At 69.6% G+C, this 16,937-nt stretch carries 15 protein-coding genes and 1 tRNA gene; 8 read left to right on the top strand and 8 right to left on the bottom strand.

The window, feature by feature from the left end:
• Positions 1-52 precede the first annotated feature (52 nt).
• On the top strand, positions 53-361 hold the full coding sequence (locus tag FSW06_RS13995; RefSeq protein WP_238525929.1) for a chorismate mutase: 309 nt from the start codon (positions 53-55) through the stop codon (positions 359-361).
• 35 nt (positions 362-396) lie between these two features.
• Here FSW06_RS13995 and FSW06_RS13990 read toward each other — a convergent pair whose 3' ends face one another.
• The gene (locus tag FSW06_RS13990; protein WP_146881354.1) at positions 397-1,218 is read right to left on the bottom strand and encodes a chymotrypsin family serine protease; all 822 of its coding nucleotides are present in this window, start codon (positions 1,216-1,218) and stop codon (positions 397-399) included.
• A gap of 209 nt (positions 1,219-1,427) precedes the next feature.
• On the opposite strand from FSW06_RS13990, the gene FSW06_RS13985 reads away from it, so the two are divergent.
• The 5 genes from FSW06_RS13985 to FSW06_RS13965 all read left to right on the top strand — a co-directional run bounded on the left by FSW06_RS13985 (position 1,428) and on the right by FSW06_RS13965 (position 6,781).
• On the top strand, positions 1,428-2,195 hold the full coding sequence (locus tag FSW06_RS13985) for a DeoR/GlpR family DNA-binding transcription regulator (RefSeq protein WP_010119628.1): 768 nt from the start codon (positions 1,428-1,430) through the stop codon (positions 2,193-2,195).
• Positions 2,192-3,217: a 1-phosphofructokinase family hexose kinase gene (locus tag FSW06_RS13980; RefSeq protein WP_010119632.1), complete on the top strand. Its 1,026-nt coding sequence runs from the start codon at positions 2,192-2,194 to the stop codon at positions 3,215-3,217. The genes FSW06_RS13985 and FSW06_RS13980 overlap by 4 nt, the downstream gene beginning before the upstream one ends.
• Position 3,218: 1 nt before the next feature.
• Complete coding sequence (locus FSW06_RS13975; protein WP_010119634.1) at positions 3,219-5,333, top strand: PTS fructose transporter subunit IIABC; 2,115 nt, start codon at positions 3,219-3,221, stop codon at positions 5,331-5,333.
• Between the two features lie 78 nt (positions 5,334-5,411).
• The gene (locus FSW06_RS13970; protein WP_010119636.1) at positions 5,412-6,104 is read left to right on the top strand and encodes an LppP/LprE family lipoprotein; all 693 of its coding nucleotides are present in this window, start codon (positions 5,412-5,414) and stop codon (positions 6,102-6,104) included.
• 29 nt (positions 6,105-6,133) lie between these two features.
• Positions 6,134-6,781 (top strand): LppP/LprE family lipoprotein, encoded by a 648-nt coding sequence (locus FSW06_RS13965; RefSeq protein ID WP_010119637.1) that lies wholly within the window; start codon positions 6,134-6,136, stop codon positions 6,779-6,781.
• Positions 6,782-6,798: 17 nt separating this feature from the next.
• Here the strand turns inward: FSW06_RS13965 and FSW06_RS13960 are convergent, their stop codons facing one another.
• The 6 genes from FSW06_RS13960 to FSW06_RS13935 form a co-directional block, all read right to left on the bottom strand.
• Positions 6,799-7,647: a helix-turn-helix domain-containing protein gene (locus FSW06_RS13960; RefSeq protein WP_010119638.1), complete on the bottom strand. Its 849-nt coding sequence runs from the start codon at positions 7,645-7,647 to the stop codon at positions 6,799-6,801.
• A 9-nt stretch (positions 7,648-7,656) separates the two neighbouring features.
• Positions 7,657-8,193 carry a type 1 glutamine amidotransferase domain-containing protein gene (locus FSW06_RS13955; RefSeq protein ID WP_010119639.1) on the bottom strand — a complete coding sequence of 179 codons (537 nt, stop codon included), beginning with the start codon at positions 8,191-8,193 and terminating at the stop codon, positions 7,657-7,659.
• Positions 8,194-8,251: 58 nt separating this feature from the next.
• Positions 8,252-9,109, bottom strand: a complete 858-nt coding sequence (locus FSW06_RS13950; RefSeq protein ID WP_010119640.1) for an SDR family oxidoreductase — start codon at positions 9,107-9,109, stop codon at positions 8,252-8,254.
• Between the two features lie 84 nt (positions 9,110-9,193).
• The gene (locus FSW06_RS13945) at positions 9,194-9,619 is read right to left on the bottom strand and encodes a GlcG/HbpS family heme-binding protein (protein WP_010119641.1); all 426 of its coding nucleotides are present in this window, start codon (positions 9,617-9,619) and stop codon (positions 9,194-9,196) included.
• Positions 9,620-10,185: 566 nt separating this feature from the next.
• Positions 10,186-10,259: transfer RNA gene (locus tag FSW06_RS13940), tRNA-Met, on the bottom strand.
• A gap of 139 nt (positions 10,260-10,398) precedes the next feature.
• On the bottom strand, positions 10,399-13,431 hold the full coding sequence (locus FSW06_RS13935) for a UPF0182 family protein (RefSeq protein ID WP_040429975.1): 3,033 nt from the start codon (positions 13,429-13,431) through the stop codon (positions 10,399-10,401).
• Between the two features lie 136 nt (positions 13,432-13,567).
• Between FSW06_RS13935 and FSW06_RS13930 the strand changes: the two genes are divergently transcribed.
• Positions 13,568-14,125 carry a PPA1309 family protein gene (locus FSW06_RS13930; RefSeq protein WP_010119644.1) on the top strand — a complete coding sequence of 186 codons (558 nt, stop codon included), beginning with the start codon at positions 13,568-13,570 and terminating at the stop codon, positions 14,123-14,125.
• 11 nt (positions 14,126-14,136) lie between these two features.
• Here FSW06_RS13930 and FSW06_RS13925 read toward each other — a convergent pair whose 3' ends face one another.
• A complete protein-coding gene (locus tag FSW06_RS13925) occupies positions 14,137-15,291 on the bottom strand; it encodes a YlbL family protein (protein WP_010119646.1) in 1,155 nt (384 codons plus the stop codon).
• Positions 15,292-15,419: 128 nt separating this feature from the next.
• Here FSW06_RS13925 and FSW06_RS13920 point away from each other — a divergent pair, with 128 nt between their 5' ends.
• Positions 15,420-16,907, top strand: coding sequence for a zinc-dependent metalloprotease (locus FSW06_RS13920; RefSeq protein WP_010119647.1), 1,488 nt, complete (start codon positions 15,420-15,422; stop codon positions 16,905-16,907).
• Positions 16,908-16,937 lie beyond the last annotated feature (30 nt).

Genomic DNA, 16,937 nt, shown 5'->3' with positions numbered 1-16,937 from the left:
AAAGCTGGGTACACCACACCCTACAACCCCCGGCGGACGTAGAATCCGGACCATGAGCGGAGAATCGAACATGTCCCCCGAACAGCGGATGAGCAGCGGTACCGACGACCCCCTGTCGGACGCCGAGATCCAGGCCTACCGCACCGAGATCAACCAGCTGGACCAGACCATCATCGACGCGGTGAAGCGGCGGTCGGAGATCTCCGGGATCATCGGGCGGACGCGGACCGCCTCGGGCGGCACCAAGCTGGTCTACAACCGGGAGACCGCGATCCTCAACAAGTTCCGCGACGAACTCGGCCACGAGGGTGTCGCCATCGCGAATTCGCTGCTCCAGCTGGGGCGCGGCCGGCTCGGCTGAGGCAGCTGAGCCGGCGACACCGGCCCGGACCTGTCCTAGGCAGGCAGCCGGAAGCCGGCGCCGATGCCACCGGCGGCGTCCATCTCCGCGGCGACCGCGTCCCAGGTGGGGATGAGCGTGGGGGAATGCACCGGACCCTGCAGCGGGTGGACACACGGCGGCAGGGCGGCGAGGCCGCCGCTGATCACGCCGACCAGTCGGCCGCCGACCGAGACCGGGGCGCCGGAATCACCGTGTCCGGCGCAGATCTGGGCGGCGATCTCCGTCCCGGCCTGGCCGAGCACCGGGCCGCAGCTGCGGCCGGTGGCGATACCGGTCTTGCACACCTCCTGCAGCGGGGCGGGGGCCGGCCCGCCGAGGTCGTCGACGGTGACGTCGTTGTAGCTGCGGGTGACCACCGCGTTGTCGTTGAGCAGGATCACGCCGTTGTCCTGCGCCCCGGTCCGCACCACCGTGCCGACCGGCGTCTGCTCCGGGTCGTCGCCCGAGGTCACCGGGGTCCCCGGCGCCCCGCAGTGTCCGGCGGTGACGGCCACGGGGTTGCCGTCGGCGTCATAGCCGGCGACGGTGGCGGTGCACAGGGCGTCCCCGACGAGCAGCGGGGTGGAGGGACCGATGAGGACGCCGGGGCGGGCGGCGTCGGCGGCCCCGGGGATCCCCGGCGAGGTGAAGTAGGTCCCCGCCACGCGGTGCGGCCCGGGAGCACCGGTGGCGGCGAGGATGTCGTCGACCGGGTCGGCGCCCGCTGCGGGGGCGGACGCCCCGACGGCGCCGGCGAGCAGCACGGCGGCACAGGCGGCGAGGGACGCTGTCGCAGGGGCGGGGCGACGGTGACGGGATCGGGCGTGGCGGGCCATGACGGCGGGCTCCTCGGGGTGGACGTCGGGGGTTGCCGGTGAGCCTACCTCCCCCACTGTCGGGCACCCCTGTATCCCCCTCGAAACATACCCCCGGGTGACCGTTCGTGCCCGGTTCTGCCTGTTTATTCCCATATAACCGTTGACTTCCCACAGGAACACACAGACAATAGGCAGAGCCAACCCCGAAACGGACAGGTGGCGGAACAATGTACGCACCACAGCGCCAGGAGACGATCGCCGGCGAGATCCTCGCCCGCGGCAGCGTCTCCGTCGCCGACCTCGCCGACCTCGTCGACGTCTCCCCGGAGACGGTCCGCCGTGACCTGGGCGTCCTCGAACGGGAGCACCGGGTCCGCCGGGTCCACGGCGGTGCGGTCCCCTACAGTCGGCGCAGCGACGACGAGAACTCCGTCGAGGTGCGTCTGCGCCGCGACCGGGCCGGAAAAACCCGGATCGCCGCCGCCGCCGCACGCTACCTCCCCCCGGACGGGGGATCCGTCATCGTCGACGCCGGAACCACCACCGCCCTGCTCGCCGACCACGTCACCGACCACCCCGACCTGTCGGTCGTCACCAACTCCCTGCTGTTCGCCCAACGGCTCGCCGCCGCCGACCACACCCGGTTACGGATCGTCGGCGGCCGGATCCGGGGCGTCACCCAGTCGGTCGTCGGGGCGGACGCGGTCGCCGACCTCGCCCGGCTCCGCGCCGACGTCGCCTTCCTCGGCACCAACGGGGTGACCCCCGGTTTCGGATTCTCCACACCCGACCCCGCCGAAGGCCAGACGAAGGCCGCCATGGCGCACGCCGCCCACACCACCGTCGTCCTCGCGGACGCCTCCAAACTCGGCGCGGAACTGCTCTACCGCTTCGCCGACGTCCGGGACATCGACGTGCTCATCACCGACGCCTCCCCCGACCACCCCGTTCTCCGCGAACTCAGCTCCTCAGGATTGGACGTGATCCACGCATGATCATCACCGTCACCCCGAACCCCAGCATCGACCGCACCCAGGCCCTCGCGGGGCCGTTGACCGTCGGCGGCGTCAACCGGGTCCGCCACGGCACCGACCAGGCCGGCGGCAAAGGGGTCAACGTCGCCGGCGTGATCCACCACGCCGGCGAGGACGTCCTGTCGGTCGTCCCCGCCCCGGACACCGGAACCTTCGCCCGCCTCCTCACCGCCGGCGGCGTGCCCACCCGCTTCACCGGGGACGCCCCGGCGCGGGTCAACGTCACCCTGACCGACACCGACGGGGTGACCACCAAGATCAACTCCCCCGGCCCACCGGACACCGACGGTGCCGGGCTCGCCGCCGCCGTCGATGACGCCGTGGCCGCGGCCGCCGAGGCCGCCGGTGACACGGAGGCGGCAGACCGGTGGCTGGTCCTCGCCGGCTCACTCCCGCCCGACTACCCGGCCGACTGGTACGCGCGCGTCACCGCCGCCGCGCACCGACGGGGACTGCGGGTGGCCGTCGACACCTCCGACGAGCCGCTCGCCGCCCTCGTGACCCGCGCGGCAGAGGATCCCGCCGCCGTCCCCGATCTGGTGAAACCCAATTCGCACGAACTCGCCCAGATCGTCGCGGCGTTCGGCGGGACCTCCCCCGACGGGGACGCCCTGGAAGCCGCCGCAGCCGCGGGCGACCTCAGCGGCGTCGTCGCCGCGGCGTCCGGTCTGACCGACCGCGGATTCGGGGCGGTCCTCGTCAGCCTCGGCGCCGCCGGGGCGCTCCTGGTCGAGGACGGCGCCGCCTGGTTCTGCGCCGGCCCGACGGTGGAGGTGGTCTCCACGGTCGGCGCCGGGGATTCGACCCTCGCCGGCTACCTCCTCGGCGCGGTCCGGGGTCTCACCCCCGCCGACCGGCTCGCCCTCGCCGTCGCCCACGGCACCACCGCCGTCACCCTGCCCGGCACCACCCTGCCGACCCCCACCGACCTGCCCACCACACTTCCCGTCCCTGTCCGCGTACCGCAGTCACCGGAGGACTGACATGACCACCCCAGATCACGGCCCCAACACCAGCACCGGAGAACCCCGGGTCCTCATCCCCGAGCTCGTCTCCCTCGATGCCGACCTGCCCGCCGACAAGGAGGCGGTGCTCACCGCCCTGGCCGACCTGCAGGTCGACGCCGGGCGGGCGACCGGCACCGACCAGCTCCTCGCCGACATCCACGACCGGGAACAGAAGGCCGCGACCGGGCTGCCCGGCGGCATCGCCATCCCCCACTGCCGCACCGCCGCGGTCAGCCAACCGTCCCTGGGCGTCGCCCGGCTCGCCACCGCCACCGACTTCGGCGCCGAGGACGGCCCGGCCGATCTCGTGTTCATGATCCTGGCGCCCGAGGGCGGCGGTAAGGAACACATGAAGATCCTCTCGACCCTCGCCCGGTCGCTGGTGAACAAGGACTTCGTGGCCTCGCTGCGCGCCGCCGGGTCGCGCGAGGAGATCGTGGACCTGGTCAGCGGCGTCCTCGCGAAGAAAAAGAAGAAGCCGGCGGCGCCCGCCGCTGCCGCCGAACCGGCACCGGAACCTGAGCAGAAGAAGATCACCCGGCTCGTCGGGGTGACCTCCTGCCCCACCGGCATCGCCCACACCTACATGGCCGCGGACGCCCTGACCGGCGCCGCCGACAAACGTGACGACGTCGAACTCGTCATCGAGACCCAGGGCTCCTCCGGCACCGAGAAACTGACGAAGGCACAGATCGACGCGGCCGACGCCGTCATCTTCGCCCACGGCGTGGCCGTCCGCGACATCGGCCGCTTCGCGGGAAAGCCCGTCGTGGACGTCCCCGTCCAGAAGGGCATCTCCGAGCCCGAGGAACTGATCGACCGCGCCGTCGAAGCCTCCACCGCCGACAACCCCCGCCGGGTCTCCGGCGACGACAGTTCCGGTGCCGACAGCGGTGACGAGGACACCGAACTGGGCTGGGGCCGGCGCATCCAGCAGGCCGTCATGACCGGCGTGTCCTACATGGTCCCGTTCGTCGCCGCCGGCGGCCTGCTCATGGCCATCAGCTTCCTCATCGGCGGCTACGACGTCGCCAATGTCTGGGAGGACCACGTCACCGACTACTCACTGTGGAACCTGCCGGACCACCTCAGCTACCAGACGGACGCCGGTGACCAGCTCACCGACCGCTCCGGCCTGCTGCTCTACCTCGGCATGGTCTTCAACGGTGCCGGATCACTCGCGATGACCTTCCTGGTGCCCGCCCTGTCCGGCTACACCGCCTACGCCCTGGCCGACCGGCCCGGCATCGTCCCCGGTTTCGTCGGCGGTGCCGTCTCCGTCGCCGTCGGCGCCGGCTTCCTCGGCGGCCTGGTCACCGGCATCATCGCCGGTCTGGTCGCACTGTGGATCCAGTCGCTGAAGGTCCCCCGCTGGCTGGCCTCCATGATGCCCGTGGTCATCATCCCGCTCGTCGCCTCGCTCATCACCGCCGGTGCGATGTTCCTCGTCCTCGGCAGGCCACTGGCCGCCGCGATGGACGGGCTGCAGAACTGGCTGACCACCATGTCCGACGGCGCCCCCTGGCTGCTCGGCATCATCCTCGGCCTCATGATGTGCGCCGACCTCGGTGGCCCGATCAACAAGTCCGCCTACCTGTTCGCCACCGCCGGCCTGTCGACCGGGGACGAGGCGTCCTTCAAGATCATGGCGGCGGTGATCGCCGCCGGCATGGTGCCGCCGCTCGCCCTGGCCCTGGCCACCACCGTCCGGCCGAAGATGTGGACCAAGGAGGAACGGGAGAACGGCAAGGCGTCCTGGCTGCTCGGGGCGTCCTTCATCTCCGAGGGCGCGATCCCGTTCATGGCCGCAGACCCGTTGCGCATCATCCCCACGATGATGGTCGGCGGGGCGGTCACCGGCGCCCTGTCGATGGAGTTCGGCGCCACCAGCCGCGCCCCGCACGGCGGAGTCTGGGTCATGCCGCTGATGGACAACTGGTGGGGCTTCCTCATCGCCGTCATCGTCGGCATGATCGTCTCCGCGATCGCGGTGATCATCGTCAAGCAGGTCACGGCGAAAAATGCTGCCCAGGAGGACGCCCCGACCGCCGCCGGATCCGGTGCAGCGGAACCTGAGAAGGCGGCCGTGTAGCGTTTCCGCGCCGGGTGACGGTTGTGGAAGGGAAACATAAGGCAGTTACGGTCCAGGAAACGAGAAGAGGATCTCGTCATGTCCCCCACCACATCCACCGCCGTCCCGACCACTGCAGCCCGGCGCCTCCGGCGCACAGCCCCCGCCGTCCTGGCCGCCGGCGTCCTGCTGCTCGGGGCGTGCAGCTCCGGCGACAGCGACGGCAGCAACGGCACCACCTCCGCCGCGGCGCCCGGGACCGTCACGCAGACCGTCACCGCTCCGGCCCCCACCCGCGGCGGAGGCGCCGGCGGCCCGGCGGTGTCCCCCAGCCCCGTCGCGCCTGCCGATCCTGACGACCCCGGCGGCCCCGCCGATCCGGCCGATCCCTGTTCGGGGCTGGACGCCGCCCAGGCCGCCGCGCGGTGGGCCGGCGACGTCCCACCCAATGCCGAGGGCTACCCGTGGGCCACCGGCAGTGTCGAGACCGACGGCTACGACGCCTGCGCCGCCCTGTCCTGGATGATCCTGCCCATCCAGGGCGGCACCGCCTCCTCCCCCTACCAGATCATGCTCTTCCACAACGGCCGGTACATCGGCACCGCCACCAGCGAGGCCTACGGCTTCCACCCCACGGTGCAGCGCACCGACGCGAACCAGATCCAGGTCACCTGGCACTGGCCCCGTAAGGGCGAGTCCAACGCCGGGGCCTCCGGCACCTCCACGGCCACCTTCACCTGGAACGACGCCACCGGGCAGGTCGACATGACCGGCGACGTCCCGCCGGTGTGACCGGAACACCCCGAAAGGAACCACCCGTCATGCACTCCACCGCCCGTGAGAACCGCCCGGTGCGCCGCGGTGCCCCTGTCCTGCTGGCCGCCGGCGTCCTGCTGCTCGGTGCCTGCAGCTCCGACGACGACGGCGCCGACGCGAGCACCACCTCCGCCGCAGCGCCGGAAACCGTCACACAGACCGTCACGCCGTCCGCCACCGCCAGTCCCCCGACCGGCTCCGTCACCCCACCACCCGGGGAGACATCCCCTCCCACCGACGACCCCGGCAGCTGTTCCGGGCTCACCGGGAAGGACGCCGTGATGCGCTGGTACGGCGAGGTCCCGCTGCCCGAGCAGGGATACCCCTACGCTCCCGGCGCGGCCACCATCGAGACCTACGACCCCTGTGCTGCCCTGTCCTCGGTCATCCTCCCGGTGGCCCACGAGACCGTCTCCTCCCCGACCCAGGTCATGCTGTTCCACCACGGGCGGTACATCGGCACCGCCACCGAGAAGGCGTACGGTTTCTACCCCGACATCGAACGCCTGGCGGACAACTCACTGCGCGTCACCTGGCACTGGCCGCAGGCCGGCGACGCGAACGCGGACCCGACCGGGCGGTCCACCGCCACCTTCACCTGGAACGACGCCACCGGGCGGGTGGACATGGTCGGTGAGGTCCCGCCGGTGTGACCGGCCCGGTCTCCGGCTCAGCGGTAGATCACCAGCGACTGCTCCGGGTCGTCCGGGGCGGTGACGGTGAGGAACGACAGATCGCGCACGGTGCCGGCCCCTTTCCCGTCCCCGGCTGAGCCCCCGCTGTCGACGAGCCGTACCCGCCAGGAACCCGACGCATTCTCGTAGGGGACGTAGCGGGTCCACAGCCGACGGAACGCCGGGTCGTCGAGCAACCGCTGCACTGTCGCCGTCAGAGCGTCGGACGCCACCCGGGTGGCCAGTTTCATGTGGACCAGGCCGATCACCTCGGCCGCCTTGTCACGCCAGTCGACGTACACCCGGTGGCTGTAGCGCCGGTACCGGGCGGAGAACATGTACTCCACCAGCGACACCTCCCCGGGCGGCTCGGCGACCCCGGGAAACAGGACCCGTCGGGAGGCCGCATCCGGCAGCGTGATGCCGAGATCCCGGTCCAGGAGGTGCCGCATCGTCGCCGCCGGGAAGTGCGCCGCAACCTCGTCCAGGGTCGCACGGGCCCGATCACGGTCACCCGCCGTGGTGCGCACCACGTGCGGCTCCGCATCCTCGAACAGCAGCCCGAGATAGCGCCGGTCGAGATCACTGAGCTGCAGGGCGTCCATGATGCTGCGCAGCACCGACGGCGAGGGATTCAGCATCCTGCCCTGCTCCAGCTTGACGTAGTAGTCGAGACTGATACCGGCCGCCCAGGCGACCTCCTCACGGCGCATCCCCGCCACCCGCCGGTCGCTGACCGGGTCGAAGGCGGGGGACGCCGGGTCCGGGTCGACATGGGCGCGCCGGTGGCGGAGCAGGCCGACGATGGCGTCCCGCCGGTAGTTCCGCAGCTCAGGTACGGTCATCGGACCCCGCTAGGCCAGGGCGTCCAGCACGGCGCGGTTGAACGCCGGCAGATCATCGGGGGTGCGGGAGGTGATGAGGGTGAACCCGTTCGTGGTGTCCACCGACACCTCCTCGTCGACCCACGACCCGCCGGCGTTGGTCACGTCCGTGGCGAGGCTCGGGTACGAGGTCAGGGTCTTGCCGACGACGAGGTCGGTGTTGACCAGCAGCCACGGCCCGTGGCAGATCGCGGCGACCGGGGTGCCGGCGGTGGCGGCGTCCCGCACGATGCGCTGGGCGTCCGGGTCGATGCGCAGGGCGTCCGCGTTCAGGGTGCCGCCGGGGATGACGACGATGTCGTAGTCGGACGCCGTGACGTCCGCGAGGGTCGTGTCGCTGTCCACCACGGGGCCGGTCGTCCGGTCACCGCCGAGCGTCTGGATGCCGCCGCCGTCGACGGAGGCGACGGTGGTGGCCACCCCGGCCTCCTTCAGCGCCTCGAGGGGCTTGCCGATCTCGTCGGTCTCGGTGCCGTAGTTCGTGGAGATGATCAGTGCGTTACTCATGGTTGTGCTCCTGTGCCTTTCTGTTCTGGCTGGTTCTGTCTGTCAGTGTCTGTCTCTGTCAGTTGTCCTGCACCGGGGTGTAGGGCGCGATGTCGTAGGCGGTCTGGACGAGCGCCGGCCGGGTGCCGTCATTGACGGTCCGGTCCCATTCTCCGTCCATCTGGCCCCGGATGTCATCGACGGTGCTCGCGGGCAGGACGTGACGGTATGCCGTGTCCTTCCCCGTCAGGACCGCGATGCTGGTCGTGATGACCTCCTCCGGGTCGAACTGCTCATGCGGGAAGTGCAGCTCGCTGTAGTCGTACAGGCGGGTGGACGGGTCATCGTCCCAGGACTTCCACTCCTCGAACATCGTGTCGTTGAAGCCGGTGAGGAACGGCCCGGGGTTGATCGTCGCGACCGTCACCCCGTATTCGGCGAGTTCCTGGTCGAGCGCGTCGGCGAAGGCCTCGACGGCGTGCTTGGATCCGGCGTAGGCGCCGGTGAACGGGTCGACGGTCAGGCCGGCGACGGAGGACATGAACACGATGCGCGCCGTGTGGTCCTTCCCCTTCGCCACCATCTGCTTGGCGATGCCCTGGGTCAGCAGCACTGGCCCGAAGACATTCACCTCGAACTGGCGGCGCATGACCTCGGCGGGAAGATCCACGGCGGAGCCGCCCTCCGAGATGCCGGCGTTGTTCAGCAGGACGTCGACGTCCCAGGACAGCGCCTTGCGGCGGTCGCCCTCGTCGGTGACGTCCAGCTTCTCGACGCGCAGGGTGACGTTGCGGTCGCGGGCCTCGGCCCGCAGCGTGTTGACCTGGGCGATGATCTCCACACCCGCGATGACGTCGTGGCCCTGCTCCGCGAGGCGCAGGGCGATCTCCTTGCCGAAGCCGCTTCCGGCTCCGGTGATCAGGTAGGTGTCCGACATGTCTGTGACCTCTTTCTGACGGATTGTCTTCTCTGGTCTGTGGTGTCTGTGTATGGCGGTGGCTGTGTCCGGTGCCGGTTGTGTCTAGTGCTGGTCCTGGAGCGCCGCTGCGGCGGCGGCCTCGGCGACGGTACTGTCCTGCTCACGGGAGCCGCCGCTCACCCCGACCGCCCCGATGACCTCGCCGTCGACGACGACCGGGAAGCCTCCGGCGAACACCAGTACCCGGCCGCCGTCGCTGAGCGCCATACCCCAGAACTGGCCGCCGGGTCGGCTGTCCTCGGCAAGGTCGCCGGTGGCGGACCGGAACAGCACCGCGGTGTGCGCCTTGTCGATGGAGTGCCCGATGCTGCCGAGCTGCGCATCGTCCATCCGGGCGTGGGCGACGAGGTTGCCGCCGGCATCCGCTACGGCGATGTTGCTGGGTGAGCCGATCCGGTCGGACTCCGCGATTCCTGCGTCGATGATCCGGCGGGCGTCGTCGAGGGTCAGTGTCTGCTGTGTCTTCACTGTCTGGCTGCCTCCTTGTCGGTTGCAGGACCCAGTGTGCGGCAGGACGCCATGCCCTGTCATGGCACTGCCGGTACCACCTTCCCGGTGACCCCGGTCCATCGCCGGTCGAACGTCCGGCCTGCAGCGGTTCTGACGGACCGGCAGCGCAACCTTCGGAGTGGCAGCGGTTCTGACGGTCCGGCAGCGGTAAACGTCGATCACCATGATGGTGAGCGACGTTTACCGCTGCCACGCGGACAGATCCGCTGCCAGCCGCTCCGCCGGCGCAGGCCGCGGCGGACAGCGGGCGGACAGCGGCGGTGAGTGGCAGTCAGTGGCAGTGACCGGCAGGGTGCCCACGGTGAACGACAGAAACTGCACTCCCCGTCACCGCTTCAGCGTCGTCGGCGGTGACAGGGAGTGCAGTATCAGACCCAGCACCAGGGCGGGGACCAGGACCGGGGCCACCTCTGCACATACGACGAAGGCCCCCGGTTTTCCGCCTAGTAAACGGTCCATAGGTGGTCCACAAACAGAAGTGCAGGCCACCGGTTTTAGCCGATGACCTGCACTTTCTTTCTTTGTAGCGGGGGCAGGATTCGAACCTACGACCTCTGGGTTATGAGCCCAGCGAGCTACCGAGCTGCTCCACCCCGCGACGGGTTACCGTGTGAGAACCGATCTCTGCGATCCGCTCTCTCGGCGACATGGGATAGTGTAGCCCACTCCCCCGGGGAACGCGAATCCCCTGCACAACCCGGTTATCCGGGCCATACAGGGGATGTCGACGGTCCCGACTACTTGCCGTTCGCGGCAGCCACCGCGGCGTCCAGTTCGTCGAGGGCCTTACCGAAGTCCTCGAAGGAACCGCCGGAGCGGGCCTTCTCGACCTTGTCCATCGCGTCGGTGATGCGCTTCATCTGGTCCGCAGTGGGCGCCTTGGCGTCCCCCGACGGTGCCGGGGTCGCCGACGACGAGTCGCCCTTGCCGCCGTTGCCGTCATTCTTGCCCGACCCGGCGTCCGAGGAGCCGTCCTGCTTCCCGGAACCGGAGGAGTCGCCGCCGGCCTCCTGCGTCGTGGTCACCGCATTCGCGTCGATGCCGACCTGCTGCAGCGCCTCACCGATCGTCGGGGCGTAACCGACCTGACCGTTGTAACTGACCAGCACGCGCAGCAGCTTCGGGAAGGCCGACGCCTGATCGGCGCGCTGCGAGTACACCGGCTCGACATAGAGGATCTGGCCGTCGCCGACCGGCAGGGTCAGCAGGTTGCCGTTGGTCAGGGTGTTCGTCCCCTGCAGCAGAGTCCGCTCACGGGCGATCTCGTCGGAGGACATCATGGCGTCCTGCGCCTGCTTCGGACCCTGGGTCTGGGTGTTCGTCGGCAGGGTCCGGACGTGGATCCTGCCGTAGGTCTGCGGGTCAGAGCTCACCGACATCTGCGCGGCGAGGAACTCACGGCGCAGCCCACGGAACGGGGTGATCAGCTGGAAGCTGGCCTTGTTCGTCTCCGGGTCCGTCGCCACGACGTGGTACGGCGGCTGGGCGAGTTCCTGGCGTCCCTCCGGCGCGGTCGGATCGGAGGGCACCGACCAGAAGGCGTCGTTGGTGAAGAACACGCCCGGGTCGTCGACGTGGTACTTGGCGATCAGTTCGCGCTGGACCTTGAACATGTCCTCCGGGTACCGCAGGTGGTTCTTCAGCTCGTCGCTGATGTCGCTCTTCGGCTTGACGACGCCGGGGAACACCCCCTCCCAGGCCTTGAGCACCGGGTCCTTCTCGTCGAATTCGTAGAGGTCCACGGTGCCGTCGTAGGAGTCCACCACGGCCTTCACCGAGTTGCGGATGTAGCTCACCGAGTTGGAGACCGCGCGCTGCTGGGCCGCCGGATCGTTGTTGGCGGCGTCCTCCGTCGCGGAATCGAGCCGGGTGCGCTGCGAGTAGGGCAGGTCGTCCAGGGTGGTGTACCCGTCGACGACCCACTTGATGCGGCCGTCGACGACGACCGGGTAGGTCTTCGAGTCGGTGGTCAGCCACGGGGCGACCTTGTGGACGCGCTCGCGCGGGTCGCGGTCGTACAGCAGCTTCGAGTCATCGCCGATGACGTCGGAGAGCAGCATGTTCATCGAACCGAACTTCGTGGCGTACATCGCACGGTTGAAGATGTTGGACACGTTCACTCCGCCGGACCCGTCGTAGGTGTAGCTGGAGTTGTCGGTGTCGTACTCGCGGTCGTTGCCGGAGCCGTCGTCGCCGACGATGGCGTAGTCCTGGTTGTCCCCGGCACCACTGGCGATCTTCGGGCCGAAGTAGATGCGCGGCTGCTTCATGTCGAGCTGCAGCTCGCCGCCCTGCTTGCCGTCGAGGTGCTGCAGGTCCGCCACGGTGTAGACCGGGTAGCCGCCACGGGCGGAGCCCACGTCACGGGCAACCTCGTCGACCTTGTTGGCGGGGGCGGCGATGAAGCCGTTGCCGTGGGTGTAGACGGTGTGCTTGTTGATCCAGTCGGTCTGGTTGCCGGACAGCGAGTTCGGGTCGATCTCGCGGGCGGCGACGATGAAGTCCCGCATCTGGCCGTTGACCGTGTAGCGGTCGACCGACAGTTCGTCGGAGAAGCCGTAGAAGTTCCGCAGCTGCTGCTGCTGGGTGAAGGTCGGGCTCAGGATGTCCGGGTCGAGCAGCCGGATGTTCGACAGGGTCGCGTCATCGTCGGCGATCGAACGGCGCTCGCTGGCCGAGCCCGACGAGTCGCCGCCCCAGTCGTTGTCGTAGGTGACCGTGTCGTCGGTGATGCCGTAGGCCTCACGGGTCGACTGGATGTTGCGGGCGATGTACTCCCGCTCCTTGTCGGCACGGTTCGGGTTGACGGTGAACTGCTCCATGATCGCCGGCCAGCCGACGCCGATCGCCAGGGAGGAGACGACCATGAGCACGACCGCGAGGGCGGGCAGCCGCAGGTCCCTGAGCACGATGGTGCCGAAGAACATGATCGCCACGAAGATCGAGATGACCAGGAGCAGGATCTTCGCGGGCAGCAACGCATTGATGTCGGTGTAGGAACCGCCGGTGAAGGTGCCGTGCTCCTTGTTCAGCAGTCCGTAGCGCTGGAACCAGTAGTCGACCGCCTTGAACAGCATGAACAGCCCGGCGATGACCGCCAGCTGCACCCGGGCGGACTTGCCGACGTGCGCCTTCTGGCCGGTGCGCGGGTTCCCGGTGCCGATGGCGCCGAGCAGGTAGTGGGCGATGAGGTTGAGGATGAAAGCGACGATGAGCAGGACGCTGATCACGCTGAGCACGAACTCGAGGAACGGCAGCGTGAAGGCGTAGAACCCCAGGTCCTTGTGGAACTGGGGGTCCTTCTGGCCGAAGTCACCGCCGGAGAAGAACAGTCGGACGGTCCGCCACCGGCCCTGTGCCACCATGCCGGCGATGACGAAGGCGATGAGCGGCACGATGACGAGGAGCGGACGCAGCGACTTGCGGATCGCGGTACGGTGCTCCGCCAGCGGCGAGGCCGATTCACCGTCGATGCCGAGGGCCCCGACGGCGTCCTCCACCGTGTCGGGGGCGTGGCGGGCGGTCGCCCGGTAGGGCGCGTAGCAGGCCGCCCAGGTGACGATCGCGGCGACGAGGCCGAAGACGACGAAGAGGATGACGCGCGTGGCGACCACGCCGAGGAAGACGTTCGAGAAGTCGATCGAGCGGAACCACAGCAGGTCGGTGTAGTTCGTCACCAGCACCGGGACCAGGAACACAAGGACGGCGATCACCACCGCGATGATCCCGATGATCTTCGACTTACGTCCCGGTTTCGGGATGTCTGGCATGGAGGGTATGGACAAGGTTGGGGTCTCCTGCGTGCGGTCTGCGTCCTGGGCGGTCGTGAACAGCACCTAGACTACCTGTCAGAACCCTGTCGGGGGCCACCACGCCCCCTGACCACACCATCGAACCGAGGATGAGATGAACGACAGTCACTTCACGACAGACCCCCGCCCGTTGAACGCCGCCGTGCGCGAGGCCGTCGATTTCGTCCAGGCTGAGGGGTGGGACCGGCCCGCCACCCTGTTCGCGCTCGTGCCCGCCCACCTCGTGCAGGACGCCCTCGCCGCCGGCGGACAGGACGCCGACCTCGACGGTGGTGCCCACCCGCTCACCCTCGTCGTCCAGGACGAGCTGCCCGACCACATCCGCCCGGGCTCCGAGGAACTCGGCGAGTACATCGCCACGGTGCGGTGGCCCGGCCCGGTCGTCGGCGCGGTCCTCGCCCAGGAGATCGTGTTCCGCAACTCCGCCGCCGGTGCCGATCCGGAGCCCCGGCAGGCGCGGCTGTTCACCGGGATCGTCGACGGCGGCCCGGAGCTGACCCTGGTGCAGCTGCGTCCCACCGAGGAGGAGCTGGCCGCCGACCCGTTCGGTCAGGACCGGGTCGAGCTGCTCGGTGGCGACAATCTGGCTCCCGGGGTGGTCGCCGCACTGCGCGAGACCTTCGAGGGCGAGGAACTGGACTTCCGGCAGTAGCCGGTGGTCGGTTACCGGCAGGTCTCGGGTGAACCGCCGGCGTTGTAGTCCTTCAGCGCGGTCACCGCGCCGTCGAGACTGTCGACCTTGAGCAGCGTGATGTCACTGTCGTAGTCCTTGCCCGCGGCCTCGGCGCAGTTGCCGGAGGGGACCAGGAACACCTCTGCACCGGCGTGCGCGGCGGCGGCGATCTTGTGGGTCACCCCGCCGATCGGTCCGACGGTGCCGTCGCTGTCGATGGTGCCGGTCCCGGCGATGAACTTCCCGCCGGTGAGCTCGCCGGGCGAGAGCTTGTCGACGACGGCCAGCGAGAACATGAGTCCGGCGCTGGGCCCGCCGATGTCGTTGAGGTTGTAGCTCACCCGCAGCCCGCCCGCGGGCTGGGCGACCATCGTCACCCCGAGGTAGCCGCCGTTGCCGTCCCTGCTGCCGGTCGAATCTCCGGAGTCCGCCTTCTTCAGTTCGTCGGGCATCTTCCCGAGGGTGACCTTCTCGGTCACGTCACGGGTGCCTCGGCGCAGCCCGAGGGTCACCTCGTCGCCCGGCTTGTAGCCGGCGACGGCGTCCGCGACATCGCCGGGCAGGGTGACGTCCTTGCCGTCGACGGAGGTGACGACGTCGTCCTGTTTGACGGTGCCGTCGGCGGGCGCGTCATCGGCGACCGCGTAGACCATCGTCTCCAGCGGGTGCTTCAGGTAGCTCATCGCCGCGATCGTCGCGTTCGATTCCGAGTTGGCGAACGCGGCGGCGTTCTGCCGTGCCGTCTCCTCCTGGGAGACGTTCGACGGGAAGACCTGCTCGATCGGCACGACCGTGTCATCGCTGCCCAGCCAGCGGCCCATCATCTGGGCGAGACTGAGGTTGTGGCGGACCGCCACCGTCGTCATGTTCAGCTGACCGGTCGTCTCGTCGAGTTCACCGGGCTTCGCGCCACCGATGTCGACGACCTGCCGACCGTCGACCTCGCCGAGGGTGTCGAAGGTGGGCCCCTCCCCTTCCGCGGCGAAGGGGACGGTGAGGTCGATGTCGGTCCCTGGGACCGACGGCATGCCCAGCAGCCCCACGAGGACGACGACCGGGACTGCCCCGGCGATGACGGTGCGGGTGCGGCGGCGCGCCCCGGAGGGGGTCTTCGTACTGCTGCTGCGGGAACTCACCCCGAACACTCTACAAGGAGTTCCCCGCCGACCCGTCCCCGCACGGGCCGGTGCGCGTCGCAGGTGCCGGGAGTTGTTCGCTGTCAGCGCACGCCGGACGGTGGGGACCTGCGGACACCGGAGGTATTCTCGGGACCATGAGTAACTTCGGTTTCGGTTTCCACGGCCCCGACGACGAGTCCGACGACGACCGGGACCGGGACGGCAACAACGGCGGTCACGGCAACAACAACGACCCGTTCGGCTTCGGCTCGAACCCCTTCGGTTTCCTGTTCGGAGGTCAGCCCGGCGGCGGCCAGGGTGGCCAGCAGGGTCCCGGTCTCGGTGACATTCTCGGCCAGTTCGGCGCCATGCTGAGCGGCTTCGGCAAGGACATGAACTCGCCGGACGCCCAGGGCCCGGTGAACTACGCACTCGCTGGACGCATCGCCCGTCAGCAGATCACCGGCGCCGCCGCGCGCGGCACCACGGTCAACGACAGCCAGGCTGTCGCCGAGTCCGTCCGCCTCGCCGAACTGTGGCTCGACGAGGCCACCGTGCTGCCCGCCGGTGCGACCGCCTCCGTCTCCTTCTCCCCCGAGCGCTGGCTCGAGGAGACCATGCCGACGTGGAAGCGGATCATCGACCCGCTCGCCGACAAGCTGGGGGACGCCGCCCTCGCCGGCCTGCCGGAGGAGGCCAAGGCCCAGCTCGGCCCCATGAAGGGGATCATCAGCCAGGTCAACGGGATGAACTTCGGGATGCAGCTGGGCAAGGCCCTCGGCGAACTGTCGAAGGAGGTCGTCACCTCCACCCAGTGGGGTATCCCGCTGGCCCAGGGCACCGTCGCCGCCGTGGCCACCGGCCGGCTCGACGCGCTGGCGGACAAGCTCGGGGCGGAACGCCGCGAGACGCTGATCTACCTGGCGGCCCGCGAGGCTGCGACTCTGCGCCTGTTCCAGCATGTGCCGTGGCTCGTCGAGCGGCTCATCCTCGATGTCGGGGAGTTCGCCTCCGGTCTCGCCCTGGACAATTCCGCGATGGAGGAGGCCATGCGCTCCTTCGATCCGGAGTCGATGAATGATCCGGCGAAGATGCAGGAGATGATGCAGAGCCTGCAGAGCTCGGATCTCGCCCCGAAGATCGTCTCCTCCACCGAGCACGCCCGCACCCGGCTGGGGACCAGCCTGTCGCTGGTGGAGGGCTGGGTCGACGTCGTCGTCGCCGATGCCCTGTCCAGCCGCCTGCCGGCGACGAACAGCATCGGCACCGCCTGGTCGATGTACCGCGACACCCAGCAGCCGGGCATGAAGCTCCTCGCGGACACCGTCGGTATCGACCTGGACGCCCCGAAGGCCTCGCTGGCCGCCGACCTGTGGTCGCGACTGACCACCGCCGTCGGCAAGGAGCGCCGGGACGCCGTGTGGAACCACCCCGACTTCCTGCCGGTGGACTCCGACCTGGACTCCCCCGCCGAGTTCATCGACTCGATCCTCGCCGAGACCGATTCGGCCGGCTTCGACCCGATCAGCGAGATCGAGAAGCTGGAGCGTTCACTCAACCAGGGTGACGACGACAGCGGCAGCGACGACGACAAGGACGACAACGGCGACAACAACGGCGACGGGGACGACACCGACCGGTAGTCCGGCCACCCGCGGCGTCCGACGGCAACG

The sequence above is a fragment of the Corynebacterium nuruki S6-4 genome, from assembly GCF_007970465.1.
Lineage (GTDB): Bacteria > Actinomycetota > Actinomycetes > Mycobacteriales > Mycobacteriaceae > Corynebacterium > Corynebacterium nuruki.
Note: the sequence above shows the minus strand (reverse complement) of the source record. Positions and strands in the feature narration are given on the sequence as shown.